Below are 17675 nucleotides of genomic sequence, written 5' to 3'. Positions count from 1 at the left end.
CATACAACACCACGACTCTCTAAGAATCTTTAGCTTTTTTCCCTTCATTCAAAACAAGAATAACAGGAGCCTAGTTATGCATTTTGAAGAAATTGCAGCACCTCTTTATAAAAATCCTCCGGATTTTCTGCGTGAAGCCAGTGACCGGCATCTTTAATGCCTACAATTTTAGCCTGGGGAAAGTGCGCCTGAATAAGATGTGAATCTTCGGGCTTAATATAATCTGATTTCAGGCCATTTAAAAACAACACCGGACCATCGTTCACAGTCTGAGTGGGCAGAGCCTCCCCTATAGATTCAACCTTGTCAATCAAAACCGGAAGATTTACCCGTAATGCAAGAGTTTTATCTTTCTGCCAGTACAGGTTTTTAAGCAAAAACTGGCGTGTGCCCCAATCCTTAATTCGGGTGCTTAAAAAATCATCTGCTGCACCGCGCGAACTGCGTGCTTCCTTATTTTGCGCAAGCGCCTGTAGCCCTTCGAGAATTTCCTGATGGTGTGGCGCATAATATTTGGGTCCAATGTCGGCTATAATGAGCTTATCAATCAGCTCAGGATATTGCATCGCAAAGAACATTGCGGTCTTGCCGCCCATTGAATGCCCCAGCAAAATAATATCACTCAACTCATGCGCATCGCAATATTCCTTTAAATCTGCAGCAAGCACATCGTAATTAAACACATCGCTGTGAAAGCTACGCCCATGATTGCGCTGGTCAACCAGATGTACCTCATAGCCTGCCTCAGCAAACTGATTGGCCATCGTTTTCCAGTTATCCCCCATACCTAGAAAACCGTGCAGAAAAACAAAAGCTTTTCCTTCACCCGTTATACTGCTGTGTAAACCCATTACGAAAGTGCTTTTAAATACGACTCAATGGTTTTTTCCAATCCCATATAAAGTGCTTCCGCAATTAAAGCGTGGCCTATAGACACTTCGAGCAATCCGGGAATACTGTCTGCGAAAAATTTAACATTCTCCAGCGACAAATCGTGTCCTGCATTCAGACCCAGATTGAGATCCTGAGCCAGGAGCGCTGCTTCCACATAAGGTTTTACCGCATTAGGATGTCCCTCTTTAAAACCCAGCGCAAAAGCTTCGGTATACAACTCGATGCGATCTGCACCGGTTTCTTTAGCTCCTTCCACCATTTCCAAAATGGGATCAACAAATATAGAGGTGCGTATTCCGTTAGCTTTAAATTCTGAAATGACTTCCTGTAAAAACGACCGGTGCGCAACGGTATCCCAACCGGCATTTGACGTGATGGCATCAACGGCGTCAGGAACCAGTGTTACCTGAGCAGGTTTAACCTCAAGCACCAGATTGATGAATTTTTCTACAGGATTCCCTTCGATGTTCAATTCGGTTTTAACCACTTTTTTAAGATCACGGGCATCCTGATAACGAATGTGACGCTCATCGGGCCTCGGGTGAATAGTAATACCCTGTGCCCCAAAAGATTCGACATCTAAAGAAGTTTTAACGAGATCAGGCACATTACCGCCGCGTGCATTGCGCAGCGTTGCGATCTTATTAACATTTACGCTTAATTTAGTCATTTCAATAATTGTAACTTTGTCTGCAAAAATACAAAGTAACAGGGCGTTACCCCTTACTTTTTTGATTAAATTGCTTGAAGTGCAACTATGGAAATTACCGACTACATATTAAAAGATATCGATCCTCTTGAAGAACAGCGCCTCATAGGCGATGCTCAGGAACTTTTCTCACAGACCACTTACTCTCACATCCCCATTATTCGGGAAGGTGTATATGTAGGCTGTCTTAACGAAAACGACGTGCATTGTCTGGAAGCTTCTACCCGGATTGCAGATCACTCCCATATGTATGAAGTCTTTTTTGTGACTACCGAAACCAACTGGCTGAATGTTGTAGAAGTTTTTGCGCAAAACAGCACCAATTTAATGCCTGTGCTCGACGCCGAAAGCGCCACCTATCTGGGTTATTATGAACTGGCCGATGTGATGACCTATTTCAACAACACGCCGTTTCTCAATGAAGCCGGAAGCATTATCGTGATTGAACACGGCATACACGATTACAGTTTCAGTGAAGTGAGCCAGATTGTAGAGTCAAATGACGGAAAAATCCTGGGAGCATTTATTTCCAGAATTGCCAATGATGTCGCTCAGATCTCGATCAAAATTGGTTCTAACACCAGCTTTAATAACATTTTGCAGGCTTTTAGACGCTATGGCTACACCATCGTCTCCCAGCATCAGGAAGATGCCTTTGTTAAAGAACTGAGAGATCGCTCTCAATATCTCGAAAAATACCTGAACATCTAGCAACTATCCTTTATGAAAGTAGGTATCTACGGTCAATTCTATCACGAAGGTTCTGGCAAATATGTGCAGCAGCTTCTGGACCTTCTCGATCAGAAAGGTGTTGAAGTAATCATCGAAGAGCATTTCTTAAAGCTTATTCACGCTAACGAAGACATTGAGAAAACCTACTCACATTTCAGCACATTTGAGGAGCTCGATAATTCTTACGATCTTTTTTTTAGCATTGGCGGGGATGGCACGATCCTGCAGACCATCACCTATGTGCGTGATCTCAATATTCCTATTGTAGGTATTAATACCGGAAGGCTGGGTTTTCTCGCAACGGTAAACAAGGAAAAGCTGGTTTCTTCTGTAGAAGAAATTTTAAAGAAAAATTACAGCATTACCGAACGTTCACTCATATGCATAAAAGCTTCTACTCCTAATGCCACGCTGGAAGAACTCAATTTTGCATTAAATGAAATCACGGTAAGCCGAAAAAATTCGACCTCTATGATTTCGGTAGAAACCTCTCTTAACGGGGAACATCTTACCAATTACTGGGCAGACGGTCTTATCATCTCGACACCCACAGGCTCTACAGGATACAGCCTGAGTTGCGGAGGCCCCGTAATAATGCCAAAGACCTCAAGCTTTATTCTTACTCCCATCGCCCCTCACAACCTCAACGCCAGGCCCATAGTAGTACCGGACTCCACGGTGATTAAATTAAAGGTAAGTGGCCGGGAAGCCGATCATCTGGTTTCTCTGGATTCCCGTATTGCCACGCTACCCGTTGAAACAGAAATGACCCTGACCAAGGCGCCTTTCAGCATTAAATTGGTTTTGCTCGAAGAAGACACCTTCTTAACCACGCTTCGCAAAAAATTACTTTGGGGCGAAGACAAACGCAACTAAACAATAAATCGCGACACTTCCTGTTTATGAGGAAGAAAAGAATCGCACGAGCGCGACACGAAACAATATTGTTATATTTGCAAACTTTTTAAAATCGATGAGGTATTTTACAGTTCTTATTCTTGCCATGCTTTTTGGGGTTGAGGCAAACAGCCAGACCTACGAAATAGGACTCTATGCCGGAGGCAGCAATTTTATAGGAGATGTAGGAAAATCCAATTACATTGACCCAAATGCACTGGTTTTGGGAGGAATTGCCAAATGGAACCGCAGCCCCAGACACGCCTTCAGAGCTACATTACTTTACGCAAATCTTCAGGCCTCAGATCTGGAAAGTGATGATTTGCGAAGACAAAATAGAGGGTATCAATTTAGCGGTTCGCTTATTGAAGGATCCCTAGGAATTGAATACACCTTCTGGGATTTTGACATGCACACCAGTTTTAACAGACCTGCCAGCCCTTATTTATACACGGGCTTTACCGGTTTTTATCACGATTCGTTTGCGCTTGATGCGGTAGAAAATGAACTGGTAAAAACAGACCGGGAGCTCGACCTGGCCATCCCCATGGTTTTAGGCTTTAAAGCTCAGGTAAGCAGCAGTTTTGTTCTGGCTGTTGAAGTAGGCGCACGGTATACCTTTGCAGATAATCTGGACGGAAGTTTTCCGGGAGATGAAGCTTATGACAATGTAAGTTTTGGCAATATCAATAATAAAGACTGGTATATGTTTTCAGGAATGACAATAACTTATACCTTTGGCAGGCAACCATGCTATTGCGGTTTTTAATACAATTTGAATGGAATTTTTAAACCAACTTAACCTTGAGAGACTGCCCCAACACATCGCCGTTATTATGGATGGCAATGGAAGATGGGCAAAAAATCAGGGATTATTACGGGTAAAAGGCCATAAGAAAGGCACTAAAGCCGTACGACAAACCATCGAGGCATGTGCAGAACTGGGAGTACCTTATATAACCCTCTATGCATTTTCTACCGAAAACTGGAACAGACCCAAGTTTGAAGTAGATACGCTGATGAACCTTTTGGTTTCCTCTTTAAAGAAGGAAATTAAAACACTTCAGGATAATGACATCTCACTTTCGGCGATAGGCAGTTTAAACAGCCTGCCCGAAAAAGCCCAGAACGAGCTTAATGAAGTTATCGAAAAAACAAAAACGAATTCCCGTTTAAAGCTTACCCTCGCCCTGAGTTACGGCGCGCGGGAGGAGCTTATAAAAACAGTTCAGGAAATCAGTCAAAAAGTTAAAAAAAACTTAATTTCGCCACATTCAATAAACGAGTCAGTCATTAAGGAGCATTTGTACACACACGATTTGCCTGACGTAGACTTACTTATACGTACCAGCGGTGAGCAGCGTATAAGTAATTTTTTATTGTGGCAAATTGCCTATGCCGAGTTGTATTTTACACCGGTGCTGTGGCCCGATTTTACGAAAGAACATCTGTACGAAGCTATTTATAACTATCAGAAAAGAGAACGACGATTTGGAAAGACGAGTGAGCAAATTAATTAAACAGATGCCTGTTAAACAGCGCCTTTTAATGTCCCTATTAGTAAGCTGTTTTACGTTTACCTCCCTTTTTGCACAGCAGGATTTACCGGTGTCAAACGGTAAACAATACACTATCGGTGAGATATCGGTAGTAGGTGCAAAACAATACAACGAGCAAACCGTAATTGCCTTTACCCGCTTGAGACCCGGGGAGCAGGTTTACCTTCCCGGTGACCGCATCAGCAATGTAATCAAAAAGCTCTGGGATCTTGATCTTTTTAGCGACATCAATCTCTACGCAACCATCAATGGCGATGTGGTAGACCTCAAATTTGAAATTGAGGAAGTACCCGAGCTTAATAAAGTAACCGTAAATGGTATTAAGGAGAAAAAAGCCAAAGACATCATTAAAGACAATGATCTTAAAAAAGGCGCCAAGGTTACCGAAAACCTGATTACCAAGACCAAATTCTATATTGAGAACAAATACAAGAAAGAGGGTTATCTCAACTCTAAGGTAAGCATCATTACCCGGCCTGTTACAGACTCTGTAGGTGGGCAAAAGGTAGACATGCTCGTCAATGTAGAACTCAGCGACCGTGTGAAGATCGAAGACATTGATTTCATTGGCAATGAGCAGTTATCAGACTCCAAGTTGCGCAAGCAAATGAAAAACACCAAGCAGAAAAACCTCATCCGCTTCTGGAAACGCTCTAAATACATCGCAGAGAACTATGCTGAGGATAAAGTTTCGGTAATTGATAAATACAAAGAGAAAGGTTTTAGAGATGCCCGTATCGTTTCAGACACGCTTATTAAAAGCGGTGAGGATCTAATCACCCTAAAACTTACCGTTGAGGAAGGCGACAAGTACTACATAGGTGATATAGATTTCTTAGGAAACACAGTATATTCAGACCGTGAACTCGCCATGCAACTTGGCCTTGAGAAAGGAGATGTTTACAACGGAGTTCTGCTTAAAGAACGAATTTCTAAAGATGGGGATCCTAATGCAGATGACCTGTCTAACCTATATAAAAACAGTGGTTATTTGTTCTCTTCTATCAACCCTGTTGAAACCAATGTAGAAAACGACACCATAGATTTTGAAATACGCATTACTGAAGGTAAACTCGCATATTTCGACCGCATTACCATTACCGGCAACGACAAAACCAAAGACCGCGTAATCTATCGCAATCTGCGTACGCGTCCCGGACAGCGTTACAGTCAGGCAGCCGTATTGCAAACAACCCGTGAATTGGGACAAACCGGTTTCTTTGACCCGGAACAGCTTAATCCGCAGTTTTTGAATGCCAACCCTTATGACGGCACCATTGATATCAACTACGCTCTTGTAGAACAGGGCGCCAGCCAGATCGAACTTCAGGGAGGTTACGGTGGCGGTGGCTTTGTGGGAACTCTGGGACTTTCGTTTAACAACTTTTCCATCCAGAATCTGTTTAATAAGGAAGCCTATAAACCGCTTCCGATGGGAGATGGTCAAAAATTCAGTTTACGTGCACAGGCCAGTACCTTTTATCAAACCTATAGTGCTTCACTTGTTGAGCCCTGGTTAGGAGGTAAAAAGCCGGTGCAATTGCAGTTAAGCTTTTCACACAGTGTACAGTACCGTTTTGATTTTAGCGGTGGTGGCCGTGCAAGACCCGATAGAGATCAGCGTTTCCTAATTACCGGTGGATCTATTGGTCTGGCCAAACGATTGGAAGTACCTGATAACTTCTTTACCATCTCACATGCTATAAGCTTTCAGCACTTTGATTTGAAAAACTACAACGTAGGTCTGTTTACTTTTGGTAACGGTTCTTCTGAAAACCTGGCATATACCATTGGTATTTCGCGTAATGAAACCGACATCAACCCAATTTTTCCAAGATCAGGGTCTAAATTTAATCTAACAGCCAAGCTTGCTCCACCCTATTCACTATGGAATGGGACCGACTATAAACAACTTGCAGAGGATCGTGCTGTAGCTGAAGCTGCAGGAGACAGACAGGCCGTTGCAGAAATAGACCAGGAACGCTTTAACTGGCTTGAGTATTATAAAGTGAAGTTTGAAGGGCAGTGGTTTACGTCTCTGGTAGGTAAACTGGTTTTAAGCAGCAAGGTAGAGTTTGGTTTCCTCGGCGCGTACAACAACGACCGTGGCATCCCGCCATTTGACCGCTTCTTTTTGGGTGGTGACGGCCTTGGTGGTTTTGCACTGGACGGGCGTGAGGTTATTCGTTTAAGAGGTTATCCAAACCAATCTGTACTTCCTCAGGATCGATCTGAAAACCCCGATTTAGATCCTAATGATGGCGCCACCATCTACAACAAATTTGAGTTTGAATTGCGTTACCCTATAACCTTAAAACCTTCCGCATCAATCTATGCACTGATATTTGCAGAAGCAGGTTCTTCGTTTGACAATTTTAGAGATTATAATCCGTTCTTAATGAACCGTTCAGCCGGTGCAGGTATTCGTATATTTATGCCCGCATTTGGTTTGCTGGGTATTGATTTTGGTTATGGGTTTGATCCTATTCCGGGAACCGTTGGAGGTCCTAATGGTTGGGAAACACACTTCATAATCGGTCAGCAATTTTAATTTTGGCACGATATTTTCTAAAGTACCTGTATCTATGAGAGCACACGTTTTAATTTTCAGTCTCGCATTGAGTTTCTTTGCGACCGATTTAAAAGCACAGCGTAGTATTCGAATAGGTTATGTTGACATGAATTACATTTTAGAAAATGTTCCCGAGTATCAGGAAGCACAAACCCAACTTGACAAACGCGTTGCCGAGTGGAAGAGTGAGATCGAGAAACGCAACAATGAAATAGAGCAAATGAAGCAGGCTCTGGAGAACGAGCGGGTACTGCTCACGCAAGAACTCATTAAGGAGCGCGAAGACGAAATTCGCTTTATGCAAAATGAAATTTTAGAATATCAACAAAAGCGTTTTGGCCCGGAAGGTGATTTGATGAAGCAACGCAGCGTTTTAATTGAACCCATACAGGATCAGGTTTTTAATGCGGTTCAGGAAATAGGCGCAGCCAGACAATATGACTTTGTACTTGATAAATCGTCAGATTTGGTTATGTTGTATGCTGATAAGCGCCATGATGTAAGCGATCAGATTCTATTGAGCATCAAACGCTCTTCAAAACGCAATCAAGTTCAATCGCGGTCAGACAAAGACGATCTGGAGCGCACGGAAGCCCTAAGCGTTGAAGAAGTACGTGAACGGGAAGCACGCGAAGCGGCAAATAACGCCAAGCAAACCGAACGCGAACAGCTTATAGAAGCACGTAAAGCAACTCGGGATTCTATACAAAACGCTAAAAGAGAAGAATTTGAACGTCGACGACGTGAAATCATAGAAGAACGTCAACGCAGAAAAGACTCGGTCGAGGCTGCAAGATCCGGAGGCAGTAACTCCAGCAATCCACCGGGATTGCCGGGCGAAACACCACCGGGTACGCTAACGCCGGAACAGCGCAGACAGCAGATTTTAAAGGAGCGTCAGCGCCGAAGAGACAGTATTTTAGAGAGCAGAAAAAAACAAAAGGATTCTATTAACTAAAAATTTACTCCGGTCACGAGTTTAAAAGGGCAATTACTTTTTAAATAATTATAACACTTAATATCAGAACAATGAAACACGTTAAAACCCTAGTTGTAGCCTTAGCCCTAATTTTAGGAACGACAGGATTTATGCAAGCTCAAGATTTAAAAGTTGCCCATATTGCGACTCAGGATTTGCTTACCTCTATGCCTCAATATAAGCAGGCTCAGGCCGACTTAGAAAAACTTCAAAGCTCTTATGATGCAGAGATGAATACTATGGCCGAAGAGCTTAAGAAAACCATGACCCGTTATGGCAATGAAGCTCCTAACCAAACTGACGAAACCAACTTACAGCGTCAGGCTGAAGTGGAACAAACCCGTAACAAGATTATGGAATACCGTCAAAATGCGTTAAGAGATCTTCAAAAGAAAGAAGCTGAAGCTTTACAACCTATTATTGAAAAAGCGCGTACCGCGATTCAAAAAGTAGCACGTGCAAAAGGTTTTAAATACGTCCTGGACAGTACTACAGGAACCGGTTTAATCCTTGCAGACGGTTATGACCTTATGCCGGATGTAAAGAAAGAATTAGGTATCTAAATCTTAAATCCTAAATAAAAATCACTGCCCTTTTGAGCAATCGAAAGGGCAGTTTTTTATTTTTGAAGCTATGAGTAAGCAACCCATCGGTTTTTTTGACAGCGGCGTAGGAGGCACTTCTATTTGGAAAGAGGTCATTAGCCTTCTTCCGCACGAAAACAGCATTTATCTGGCCGATAGCCGTAATGCGCCCTATGGCGAAAAATCAGCCGAAGAGATTCTGGCACTTTCCGTAAAAAATACCGAAAAGCTACTTGAACTCCATTGTAAACTCATCGTGGTTGCCTGCAATACCGCTACAACAAACGCCATTGACTTCCTTAGGAAAACCTATCCCATTCCGTTCATAGGGATTGAGCCCGCAATTAAACCTGCTGCCTTATCTTCCAAAAGCAAAACCATTGGCATTTTGGCCACCAAAGGAACTTTAAGCAGCGCACTTTTTGCCCGTACCTCAAGCCTGTATGCGAGCGATTTAAACGTAATTGAGGTCATAGGCACAGGTCTGGTAGAACGTATTGAAAAAGGGCTCATAAACACAACCGAAACACGCGAATTACTCCAAACCTATCTCGACCCAATGATTGCTGAAAATATGGATTATCTGGTACTGGGCTGTAGCCATTACCCGTATTTGATTCCCATTTTAAAAGAATTGTTGCCGGAAGAAGTGCAAATTATAGATAGTGGCCGGGCGGTTGCCCTTCAAACCCGTAAGATTTTGGAGTCTAATTCCTTATTGAATACTTCTAAAGAAAAAGGAAGCCATAGCCTCTATACCAATGCATCTGTAGAGACCCTTGTGCATCTCACACAGGATGTTGTATCAAAAAAAGAAGTAGGTTATTTGGATTTTTAATTAATCGCCGGACAGTTACATTCATAAGGCTCCCGTCGCTCACCAAAATCGTAGCCAAGGGTGATCTGGTGGAAACCATTACTAAGAACGATGTCATTTCGCTGATACGAGTAGGTATATCCTACCAGGAAGCGATTATAGGTGATCCCGACAAATGGCGTAAGGTATTGTGAGCGCTGGCTTGTCACCGCTCCGTCTTCCGTAAGGTATTGCGCACCATCCAGATTGCGGCGGTACGAAAGACCACCCCATAGTTTGCCCCAGTCAAATTTACGGTACACCTTTCCGTTGACATCGATACTTACTTCCTGAGTCTCATCAGTTGCCTGAAGCATCAAAGATGGCTCATAACTCCACGGACTGTTGAACTTTCCAAAAACATAACCCACAGAAGCTAAATACCGCCGCTGATTGGTTGATTCTAATTCCGGAGTAAAAATTGCACGCTGACGCGGTAAAACATTCTTAACGGTAGCGTGTGCATAAAAATCAAGGAAGTAATAGGACATCCCAATATCTACGTTGAAGTAATTATCGGTCTGGCTTCCGCCGGAAATTATGGGATCAAAATCGGTTAAATCAAAAGCACTTTCATCAAGGGTATTTTGCATTACCCCCACGTTAATGCCAAATGACAACTGATTAAGATCTACGTAATTGCGTGAAAGCAGTAAGTGATATGCAAAAGTTCCGAAAAATCCGCGTTGCGAGAAGTTTCCGTTTTCATCTGAAAATAGAATAGCACCCAGACCTACCTTATCTCCCACACGGCCGTTAACCGAAGCTGTGTACAGATTAGGTGCGTCCTCAACATCAAACCATTGCTGTCTTCCGGTAAGTCGTATCTGATTTGAATTTGCAGCTCCCGCCATCGACGGATGCAGTAAATACAGATTTTCGGTAAGATAATCCCAATAGACCGGGATACCCTCCTGCGCCCGGCTCGACAAGCCCCATAAAAGCAGTAAACTGAAAAGAATTTTTTTATTCAACATGAAGCTTCTAAAAATGCTGTTAGTGCGATTGGTACCCAACGTTGTAAATCTAAATAAATTATGATTGGCAAGCGAGTTAGACCCTGAAAAAAATACACGTCCCGTCTAAAAAAACTAAATTTGCATCAAAATTTTTTACTATGAGCACTTACTCCATTACTATAGAGCCCACATCAAATCCTGCTATTAAAAAATTTCAGGCAAATAAATTTCTCGTAGACCATAACAGCTATGAGTTTCACAATATTGACGAGGCTAAAAACTCACCTTTGGCACAACAACTTTTTTACCTTCCGTTTGTAAAAACAGTTTACATTTCTCAGAATTTTATAGCGGTAGAAAAATTTAACATCGTAGACTGGATAGATGTGCAGGATGAACTTGCCGGACAGCTGGAAAACTTCCTGAATGACAACGGAGTTGTTATCATTGAAGACGCGACTGCCAAGAAAATACCGGTCACTGTATATGCGGAAAGCACCCCAAACCCCGCAGTGCTCAAATTTGTGACCAATAAAAAAATTGTAACCGAAACCCTCGAGTTTAAAAATATTGATGAAGCTAAAAATGCCCCTTTGGCTTTGCAGCTTTTTCACTTCCCTTTTGTGAAAGAAGTATTTATGGATTCTAATTACGTAAGCATCCAAAAATATGAGGTAGCAGACTGGGATTCCGTTTTTCAGGAAGTACGGGAATTTATTAAAAACTGGATTGAAGACGGCAAAGAAATACTTTCTGAAAACTTCAAAAAAACGCCTCAGGCTGTCGAAGCCCAAAAGGAGCAGGATTTTGAAAATATGGACGATACCTCTAAAGAAATCGCCAATATTATTGAAGAGTATGTAAAACCGGCCGTAGCCAGTGACGGCGGCAATATTATGTTTAAGCATTACAATCCGGAAACCAAAAACGTACAGGTTGTTTTGCAGGGAGCCTGCAGTGGATGCCCTTCTTCTACTTTTACACTCAAAAACGGGATTGAAACCATGCTTAAGGAAATGCTGCAGGGCAGAATCAATAGCGTTGAAGCTATAAATGGCTAGCTAGATTAACAAATCATTAAAGCTTAACTGCTCGAATTATCGTAAATTGAGGATTTAACAATTTAAATAACCAAAAAAGATAATTATGGCAGTTTTAAAAGTAATCGAAGTATTAGCCAGCTCTAATAAAAGCTGGGAACAGGCAACCGCTAATGCGGTGAAAGAAGCTTCAAAAACCATTAAGAACATCCGTTCGGTTTATGTAAATGAACAAAGTGCTGTGGTTACCGGAGATACCGTATCAGAATTCAGGGTTAATGTAAAGATTACCTTTGAGGTAAAATAAAAACAGCTCACTAAAAATAAAAACCCGCAGAAAATTCTGCGGGTTTTTTTATTGTCAATTAACACCTATTATTTTCAATAAACTAACGCCCGATCAAGGCATTAGAATTAACTTAATTTAAACAACGGTATTTTTTATTTCTGCAGTGTATCCCAGACCTTTGTAAAAAATTTAAATATGCAATTTGATATCAACCAAGTAGAAGATTATGCCAATAAATTTGGCGAAAAAATTATAGACTTTTTACCCAGTCTTTTAGGTGCTATTTTGACTTTAGTCGTCGGTTTTTGGATCATTCGGGTGATCAACAAACTGGTGAAAAAATTCTTTGACAAAAAAGACTACGACCTCACCCTTGAAAAATTTATAGCAGACCTCATCAACTGGTCTTTAAAAATACTCTTATTCGTTGTGGTTATTACCCAATTAGGAGTAGAGTCATCATCGCTCATTGCCGTTATTGGTGCTGCCGGTCTGGCAATAGGTCTTGCCCTGCAGGGCTCTTTGGCCAACTTTGCCGGTGGAGTGCTTATATTGCTCTTAAGACCGTTTAAAGTAGGAGACTGGATTTCGGCTCAGGGAGTAGACGGTTCGGTTAAGGAAATCTCTATTTTTAACACACGCCTTATCACCTTTGGAAACCAGGAGGCAGTAATTCCTAATGGAAAACTTTCAAACGACAACATTATCAATTACACCTCGCAAGGCGTAAGACATAATGCACAAACCTGGGGGATTTCGTACGACAGCGACATCAAGCTCGCTAAAGAAATTCTTCTTAAACTGGTGAATGAGCAGGAAACCGTATTGCACGACCCACATCCCGAACCTATGATCGTGGTAACCGAACTTGCAGACAGCTCTGTAAATCTGTCCCTGCGTTTCTGGGCTACAAATGATGATTACTGGGCGCTGCACTGGCACATACTGGAAGAAGGTAAACACAGACTTGAGGAGCAAGGCATCGTAATTCCATTTCCGCAACGCGATGTACACGTGTTTAATGAAAGTGGCGCGAGTTTTACTGGCAAATAAATATCACTTCTTTTTTGAAGTAACAAAAAAGTCTTTGAGATAAAAAGGCTCGAAATAAGCGACATCTTCGGTGTCGCTTATTTTATATTTGGCTAAAGCCAAAGGCATCATTTCCCGGGCAGAAGGCAGAGCCTTATCATTAAAACGGGCGTTGGGATGTTTAATCAGGTCTTTCAGCTTTGCTGCACCATTTCCTATAAACAAGACCTTACCGGAATCGAGATAGTTAAGAAAAGAGCTTTCTTCTACAATTTGAGCTTCAATACTTCGTATTTCATCAAAAACCGGGTTAAAAACCGCGCTGTAGACCTCCATACGCCGGGCATCCAGCACAGGAATAATATACTTAAACTCATCACCAGACTGGTTGGCCTGTATCGCAAGCGCTTTAAGTGTATTTGTGGCAATTAAAGGAACATTCAGGGCGTAGCATAAACCCTTTGCAGCACTTACGCCTATTCGCAGACCGGTATAAGATCCAGGCCCTTTGCTTACGGCAACTGCATCGATTTCCGATTTAGGAATATTAGCCTCCTGCAGTACTTCTGCGATGTAGAGATGCAAGCGCTCGGCGTGTGAATAATCGAGGCCCATATCTTCTTTAAAAGCCAAAATCACATCATCTTTTGACAGTGCTACAGAACAATTGGTCGTGGTGGTTTCTATACCTAAAAGGATTGCCATAATCTAGTCTTCTTCTGAAGGCTCAAATTTAGCATCTTTTTTAACCTCCACCAGATCTCCGTCCTTAAGTAATTTGGTCACCGTGTTGTACGGCCCTGTAATTACGGTTTCCCCGGTTTCTAAACCTGAAGTAATCACGATATCGGAATCATCCTGAATACCGGTGGTAATACGCTTAAGTACCGCCTTATCTCCCTGCTTAACAAACACGGCTTCATATTGATTTTCACCAAAGGCAGCACTGGTCTGCGTGGTATCGCTCTTGATTACCACCGCACTAATAGGAACAGCCACGGCATTCTTCACACTTTTGGTAATGATGTCAACCGTTGCGGTCATTCCCGGTCTAAAGGGCGAATAACTTTCAGACTGACCTTCGAGCAGATCCTTATACGATTCTTCAAGAATGCGCACTTTTACTTTAAAATTGGTAACCTGGTCTGCAGTCAGATTACTTTCCGCAGAGTTAGCTATTTCGGTTACTTCACCTTTAAAAATCTTTTTGAGGTACGCATCAACCTCAACGCGGGTAGAATCACCAATATTGATTTTAACAATGTCATTTTCGTTTACATCAACCTCAACCTCCATATTACCCAGGTCTGCAACCCGCATAATTTCGGTACCGGCCATTTGCTGGGTACCTACCACGCGCTCGCCCAGTTCAACATCAAGCCTGGATATGGTTCCGCTTATAGGCGCATATATAGTGGTACGCGATAAGTTATCACGCGACTGGTTCACGTTTGCTGCTGCACTTTGCACGCTGTAATAGGCAGACTTTACATTAGCCTGTGCCACCTCATAATCTGAGACCGACTGATCCCAGGCTGATTTTGAAATCACCCCTTTCTCAAAAAGGGTTTTGTTACGCTCATAATTAGCTTTTGCATTCTTCAGGGTAGCTTCAGCCTGAGCCAGATTTGCCCGTATATTTTGCAACGAAGCCTGTGCCTGCGTTAATGCAGACTGAATCAAATCTGGGTTTATACGCACCAACAAATCACCTTTCTCAACCTGCTGGCCTTCAACCACGGGTAGCTCTATAATCTCGCCGGAAACTTCAGAAGAGATTTTAACCTCTACTTCGGGCTGAATTTTTCCGGTAGCCGCTACAGTTTCGACCACATCTTCAAGCACGATTTCCTGAACTTCAACCGGTTTAAAATTTCCCGATTTGCCGAAAAGCCCTGCTTTTTTAGCACCAATAAGTGCTAAAATCAGAACAACAATAACAGCAAGAATAATGAGTAAGGTCTTTTTTTTCATCGTTTAGTTACTAAAATCAATAGTTTCAGTATTAAAACTTCAATTGATCTACAGGTACACCAAAATAAAGTTCTAAAACTTTTAGTTTAAATATGTAATCGTACTTAGCCCTGTTTAGGTCTATTTGCGCATTGTCATAGCGCTGTTTTGACTGGCTGAAATCAAAGGCATTTATCAAACCTACATCGTAGCGGTCTTTTGCGTAGGAATAGGCCAGTTCTTGAGATTCTACAGCTGATTCAGCAGCCTCAAAGGTTTTTAAAGCACCCTGAGCGTCGAGATAAGCCTGGTACACGTTAGACTCCAGGTCAAGCTGTGCCTGTTCTAAATTGATTGCCGCACGCTCTGCCGCAATCTTATTCCGCTGAACATTGTTGCGCGCCTGAAAACCGTTTAGAATAGGTATGTTAAGGCGTAAGCCATAAGATATACCGTCATTAAGATACAACTGCTCCTGAAAGGTGTTTTGAATATCCTGTTCAGAATACCTTGTGCTATATCCAAAAAAGGCATCTAAAGTGGGCAATTTTGCACCTTTAGCAATCTCGACATCCTTTTCGGCAAGATCAAGATTATTTTCTGCAATGCGCACTTCATAACGTTCCTCTTTTGCAGACTCTGTTATCTTCTCGGGACTTAGTGCTAAAATCTCTTCTCCATAAATATTAAAATCACCCTCTGCGATGTCAAAAGTTTTATAATCTCTGATCAGTAAGGTTTGCGCAAGGCTAATAAGTGAAATCTGCACCGCATTTTCAGCAGCGGTAATATTTTGAATCTCAGTAGCATTTTGTGCCTGCACCTCAAGCAAATCTCCCCGTGGTGAAACCCCACCATCAACTAATTCACGAGTTTGCTCAATCTGACGCCGGGTCACTTCATTTTGGGAACGCAGTACTTTTAGGTTTTCCTTATTCAGTATTACCTGCAAATAGCCATTAGCAACGGTAAGGGCAATATCATCCTGCAGCTTTTCAAGCCCATATTGTGCAGAAAGTGCTGTAAGCTTGGCACGCTGTATCTGTTTAAAGTTACGTAGACCGTCAAACAAGGTATAGCCCGCATTAATACCTCCACTGGCAGATAAAAACTGGGTTGTTGTAGCCAGGTTACTTGTAGGGTCAAAGTTCAAACCGGTATTTTTAGACACTGAGCTGTTGGCGTTGAAACTGGGCAAAAAGTTACCAATCGCGTCTGAACGATCAATCGCAGCACCTTCCAGATCAAGCTCTGCCTGGCGTATTTGAATGTTTTCGTCAAGTGCCCGCTGTATGCATTCCTGCAGGGTCCACTTTTGCTGAGCAAAACCGGATACCCCCGCAAAAACCAAAAGAAAAATGAATAAATAATTCTTCATAATTGAAATTCTGTTTGATAAGTAGTTGTTTGATCAGAAATGTTACATCTGATTTTTAATTTGGTTTAAAAGGATTGAACCGGTACGGTTGCATTCCAGACTTTAATTTCGTCTTCAGGCTTTACTCCTTCAAGGATTTCCACGTAAATACCATCACTCACACCCAGTTTTACATCGCGTCTTTCAAACTGCTGATCGCCCACGGCAACTTCAACAAAGGGTTGCTGGGTTTTTGTATCATATTGAATAAGCGCTTCTTTAACCGCAAGTACATCTGTAGCTTCTTCTAAAATAATAGATGCATTAGCACTAAGACCGGCACGTATAAATGTCGAATCTACTTTTGCCAAAGTTCCTTTGATCTCAAATTGAATGGCACCATTTTCTGCGATTCCCTTTGGTGCGATATAATCAAGTGTGGCATCAAAACTTTTATCTTCAATGGCTCCAACAGTAATCTTAAGCGGAAGCCCTTCGGTAATTTTACCTACCTCACTCTCGTCTACCTTGCCTTCAAAAATCATATCATTTACATTAGCCAGAGCCGCGATTGTAGTACCATCATTAAAGTTATTGGCTTCAATAACCTGATTGCCTTCCTTTACGGGGATTTCCAAAACCATCCCGTCGATGGTCGCCTTGACCTGAGTGGTGGCAGCGTTGCCCAAACCGGCAGTAGTACCCGTACGCACGATATCATAGTTCTGCACCGCAGAGTTGAGGCTCACTTGCTGCTGTCTCCATTCCTGCACAGCCCTGTCGTATTCCCGTTTATTAATGTCAAATTCATTTGCCGAAATTACCCCACGCTCATACAGCGAACTCTGTCTGCTGAATATGCTTTTCTGATTTTCATAAGCCAGCTTGGCAGTCTCCAGTTGATTACGAGCACTTTGAATGTTATTTTTGGCACTGACCAAAGAAGACACATTGGGCACCACATCAATTCTCGCTATCATATCTCCCTGCTTGACGATCTGACCTGCTTCCACATAAATCTCGGCGATAATACCCGAAATATTGGGCTTAATCAAAATCTCTTCATTAGGTACAATACTCCCCGTAGCCACTGTTTTTTTAATTATGGTTTGTCGGGAAGGCTTCTCGGTTTTATACACAACAGGATCTTCCTGGTTTTTCTGGTAGAAATAATACAGAGAGCCTACAAACACGAGGCCTATGACAACCAGAATAATGATAGTAACAGATTTTTTCATAAAATAGAGTCGTTTTTTATTGATG

The 17675-nt window shown here is 42.2% G+C and carries 18 protein-coding genes; 11 read left to right on the top strand and 7 right to left on the bottom strand.

Annotation, left to right across the window (positions count from 1 at the left end; all coding sequences use genetic code 11):
• Window positions 1-74: 74 nt before the first annotated feature.
• Together LLW17_RS12080 and LLW17_RS12075 are read right to left on the bottom strand one after the other, a co-directional pair.
• Window positions 75-851, bottom strand: coding sequence for an alpha/beta fold hydrolase (locus LLW17_RS12080; RefSeq protein WP_228230547.1), 777 nt, complete (start codon window positions 849-851; stop codon window positions 75-77).
• Window positions 851-1564 carry a pyridoxine 5'-phosphate synthase gene (locus LLW17_RS12075; RefSeq protein ID WP_228230546.1) on the bottom strand — a complete coding sequence of 238 codons (714 nt, stop codon included), beginning with the start codon at window positions 1562-1564 and terminating at the stop codon, window positions 851-853. The genes LLW17_RS12080 and LLW17_RS12075 overlap by 1 nt, the downstream gene beginning before the upstream one ends.
• Before the next feature lie 87 nt (window positions 1565-1651).
• Between LLW17_RS12075 and LLW17_RS12070 the strand changes: the two genes are divergently transcribed.
• The 8 genes from LLW17_RS12070 (at window position 1652) to murI (ending at window position 9764) form a co-directional block, all read left to right on the top strand.
• Entirely contained in the window at window positions 1652-2314 is a 663-nt protein-coding gene (locus LLW17_RS12070) for a CBS domain-containing protein (RefSeq protein ID WP_228230545.1), read from the top strand.
• 12 nt (window positions 2315-2326) lie between these two features.
• A complete protein-coding gene (locus LLW17_RS12065; protein ID WP_228230544.1) occupies window positions 2327-3211 on the top strand; it encodes an NAD kinase in 885 nt (294 codons plus the stop codon).
• A gap of 97 nt (window positions 3212-3308) precedes the next feature.
• The gene (gene porG / locus LLW17_RS12060) at window positions 3309-4001 is read left to right on the top strand and encodes a type IX secretion system protein PorG (RefSeq protein WP_228230543.1); all 693 of its coding nucleotides are present in this window, start codon (window positions 3309-3311) and stop codon (window positions 3999-4001) included.
• Between the two features lie 10 nt (window positions 4002-4011).
• On the top strand, window positions 4012-4752 hold the full coding sequence (gene uppS, locus LLW17_RS12055) for an undecaprenyl pyrophosphate synthase (protein WP_228230542.1): 741 nt from the start codon (window positions 4012-4014) through the stop codon (window positions 4750-4752).
• A gap of 28 nt (window positions 4753-4780) precedes the next feature.
• Window positions 4781-7342: an outer membrane protein assembly factor BamA gene (gene bamA, locus LLW17_RS12050; protein WP_228230541.1), complete on the top strand. Its 2562-nt coding sequence runs from the start codon at window positions 4781-4783 to the stop codon at window positions 7340-7342.
• Between the two features lie 34 nt (window positions 7343-7376).
• Window positions 7377-8321: an OmpH/Skp family outer membrane protein gene (locus LLW17_RS12045; RefSeq protein ID WP_228230540.1), complete on the top strand. Its 945-nt coding sequence runs from the start codon at window positions 7377-7379 to the stop codon at window positions 8319-8321.
• A 71-nt stretch (window positions 8322-8392) separates the two neighbouring features.
• Window positions 8393-8905: an OmpH/Skp family outer membrane protein gene (locus tag LLW17_RS12040; protein ID WP_228230539.1), complete on the top strand. Its 513-nt coding sequence runs from the start codon at window positions 8393-8395 to the stop codon at window positions 8903-8905.
• Window positions 8906-8975: 70 nt separating this feature from the next.
• Window positions 8976-9764, top strand: a complete 789-nt coding sequence (gene murI, locus LLW17_RS12035) for a glutamate racemase (protein WP_228230538.1) — start codon at window positions 8976-8978, stop codon at window positions 9762-9764.
• Here the strand turns inward: murI and LLW17_RS12030 are convergent.
• Window positions 9761-10759 carry a PorP/SprF family type IX secretion system membrane protein gene (locus tag LLW17_RS12030; protein WP_228230537.1) on the bottom strand — a complete coding sequence of 333 codons (999 nt, stop codon included), beginning with the start codon at window positions 10757-10759 and terminating at the stop codon, window positions 9761-9763. The two genes, murI and LLW17_RS12030, sit on opposite strands and share 4 nt — an antisense overlap.
• Window positions 10760-10899: 140 nt before the next feature.
• Between LLW17_RS12030 and LLW17_RS12025 the strand changes: the two genes are divergently transcribed.
• The 3 genes from LLW17_RS12025 (at window position 10900) to LLW17_RS12015 (ending at window position 13123) form a co-directional block, all read left to right on the top strand.
• On the top strand, window positions 10900-11802 hold the full coding sequence (locus LLW17_RS12025) for a NifU family protein (protein WP_228230536.1): 903 nt from the start codon (window positions 10900-10902) through the stop codon (window positions 11800-11802).
• 85 nt (window positions 11803-11887) lie between these two features.
• Complete coding sequence (locus LLW17_RS12020) at window positions 11888-12088, top strand: dodecin family protein (protein ID WP_009781592.1); 201 nt, start codon at window positions 11888-11890, stop codon at window positions 12086-12088.
• 177 nt (window positions 12089-12265) lie between these two features.
• Window positions 12266-13123 (top strand): mechanosensitive ion channel family protein, encoded by an 858-nt coding sequence (locus tag LLW17_RS12015; protein WP_228230535.1) that lies wholly within the window; start codon window positions 12266-12268, stop codon window positions 13121-13123.
• A gap of 3 nt (window positions 13124-13126) precedes the next feature.
• Here the strand turns inward: LLW17_RS12015 and tsaB are convergent, their stop codons facing one another.
• From tsaB to LLW17_RS11995, 4 genes are all read right to left on the bottom strand, one after another.
• Window positions 13127-13807, bottom strand: a complete 681-nt coding sequence (tsaB, locus tag LLW17_RS12010) for a tRNA (adenosine(37)-N6)-threonylcarbamoyltransferase complex dimerization subunit type 1 TsaB (protein ID WP_228230534.1) — start codon at window positions 13805-13807, stop codon at window positions 13127-13129.
• Window positions 13808-13810: 3 nt separating this feature from the next.
• On the bottom strand, window positions 13811-15076 hold the full coding sequence (locus tag LLW17_RS12005) for an efflux RND transporter periplasmic adaptor subunit (protein WP_228230533.1): 1266 nt from the start codon (window positions 15074-15076) through the stop codon (window positions 13811-13813).
• A gap of 31 nt (window positions 15077-15107) precedes the next feature.
• Complete coding sequence (locus tag LLW17_RS12000; protein ID WP_228230532.1) at window positions 15108-16433, bottom strand: TolC family protein; 1326 nt, start codon at window positions 16431-16433, stop codon at window positions 15108-15110.
• A gap of 65 nt (window positions 16434-16498) precedes the next feature.
• Window positions 16499-17650 (bottom strand): efflux RND transporter periplasmic adaptor subunit, encoded by a 1152-nt coding sequence (locus tag LLW17_RS11995; RefSeq protein ID WP_228230531.1) that lies wholly within the window; start codon window positions 17648-17650, stop codon window positions 16499-16501.
• Window positions 17651-17675 lie beyond the last annotated feature (25 nt).

It is taken from the genome of Leeuwenhoekiella parthenopeia, assembly GCF_020782115.1.
Classification (GTDB): domain Bacteria; phylum Bacteroidota; class Bacteroidia; order Flavobacteriales; family Flavobacteriaceae; genus Leeuwenhoekiella; species Leeuwenhoekiella parthenopeia.
The sequence above is the reverse complement of the archived record's forward strand: the minus strand, read 5'-3'. Positions and strand labels throughout refer to the sequence as shown.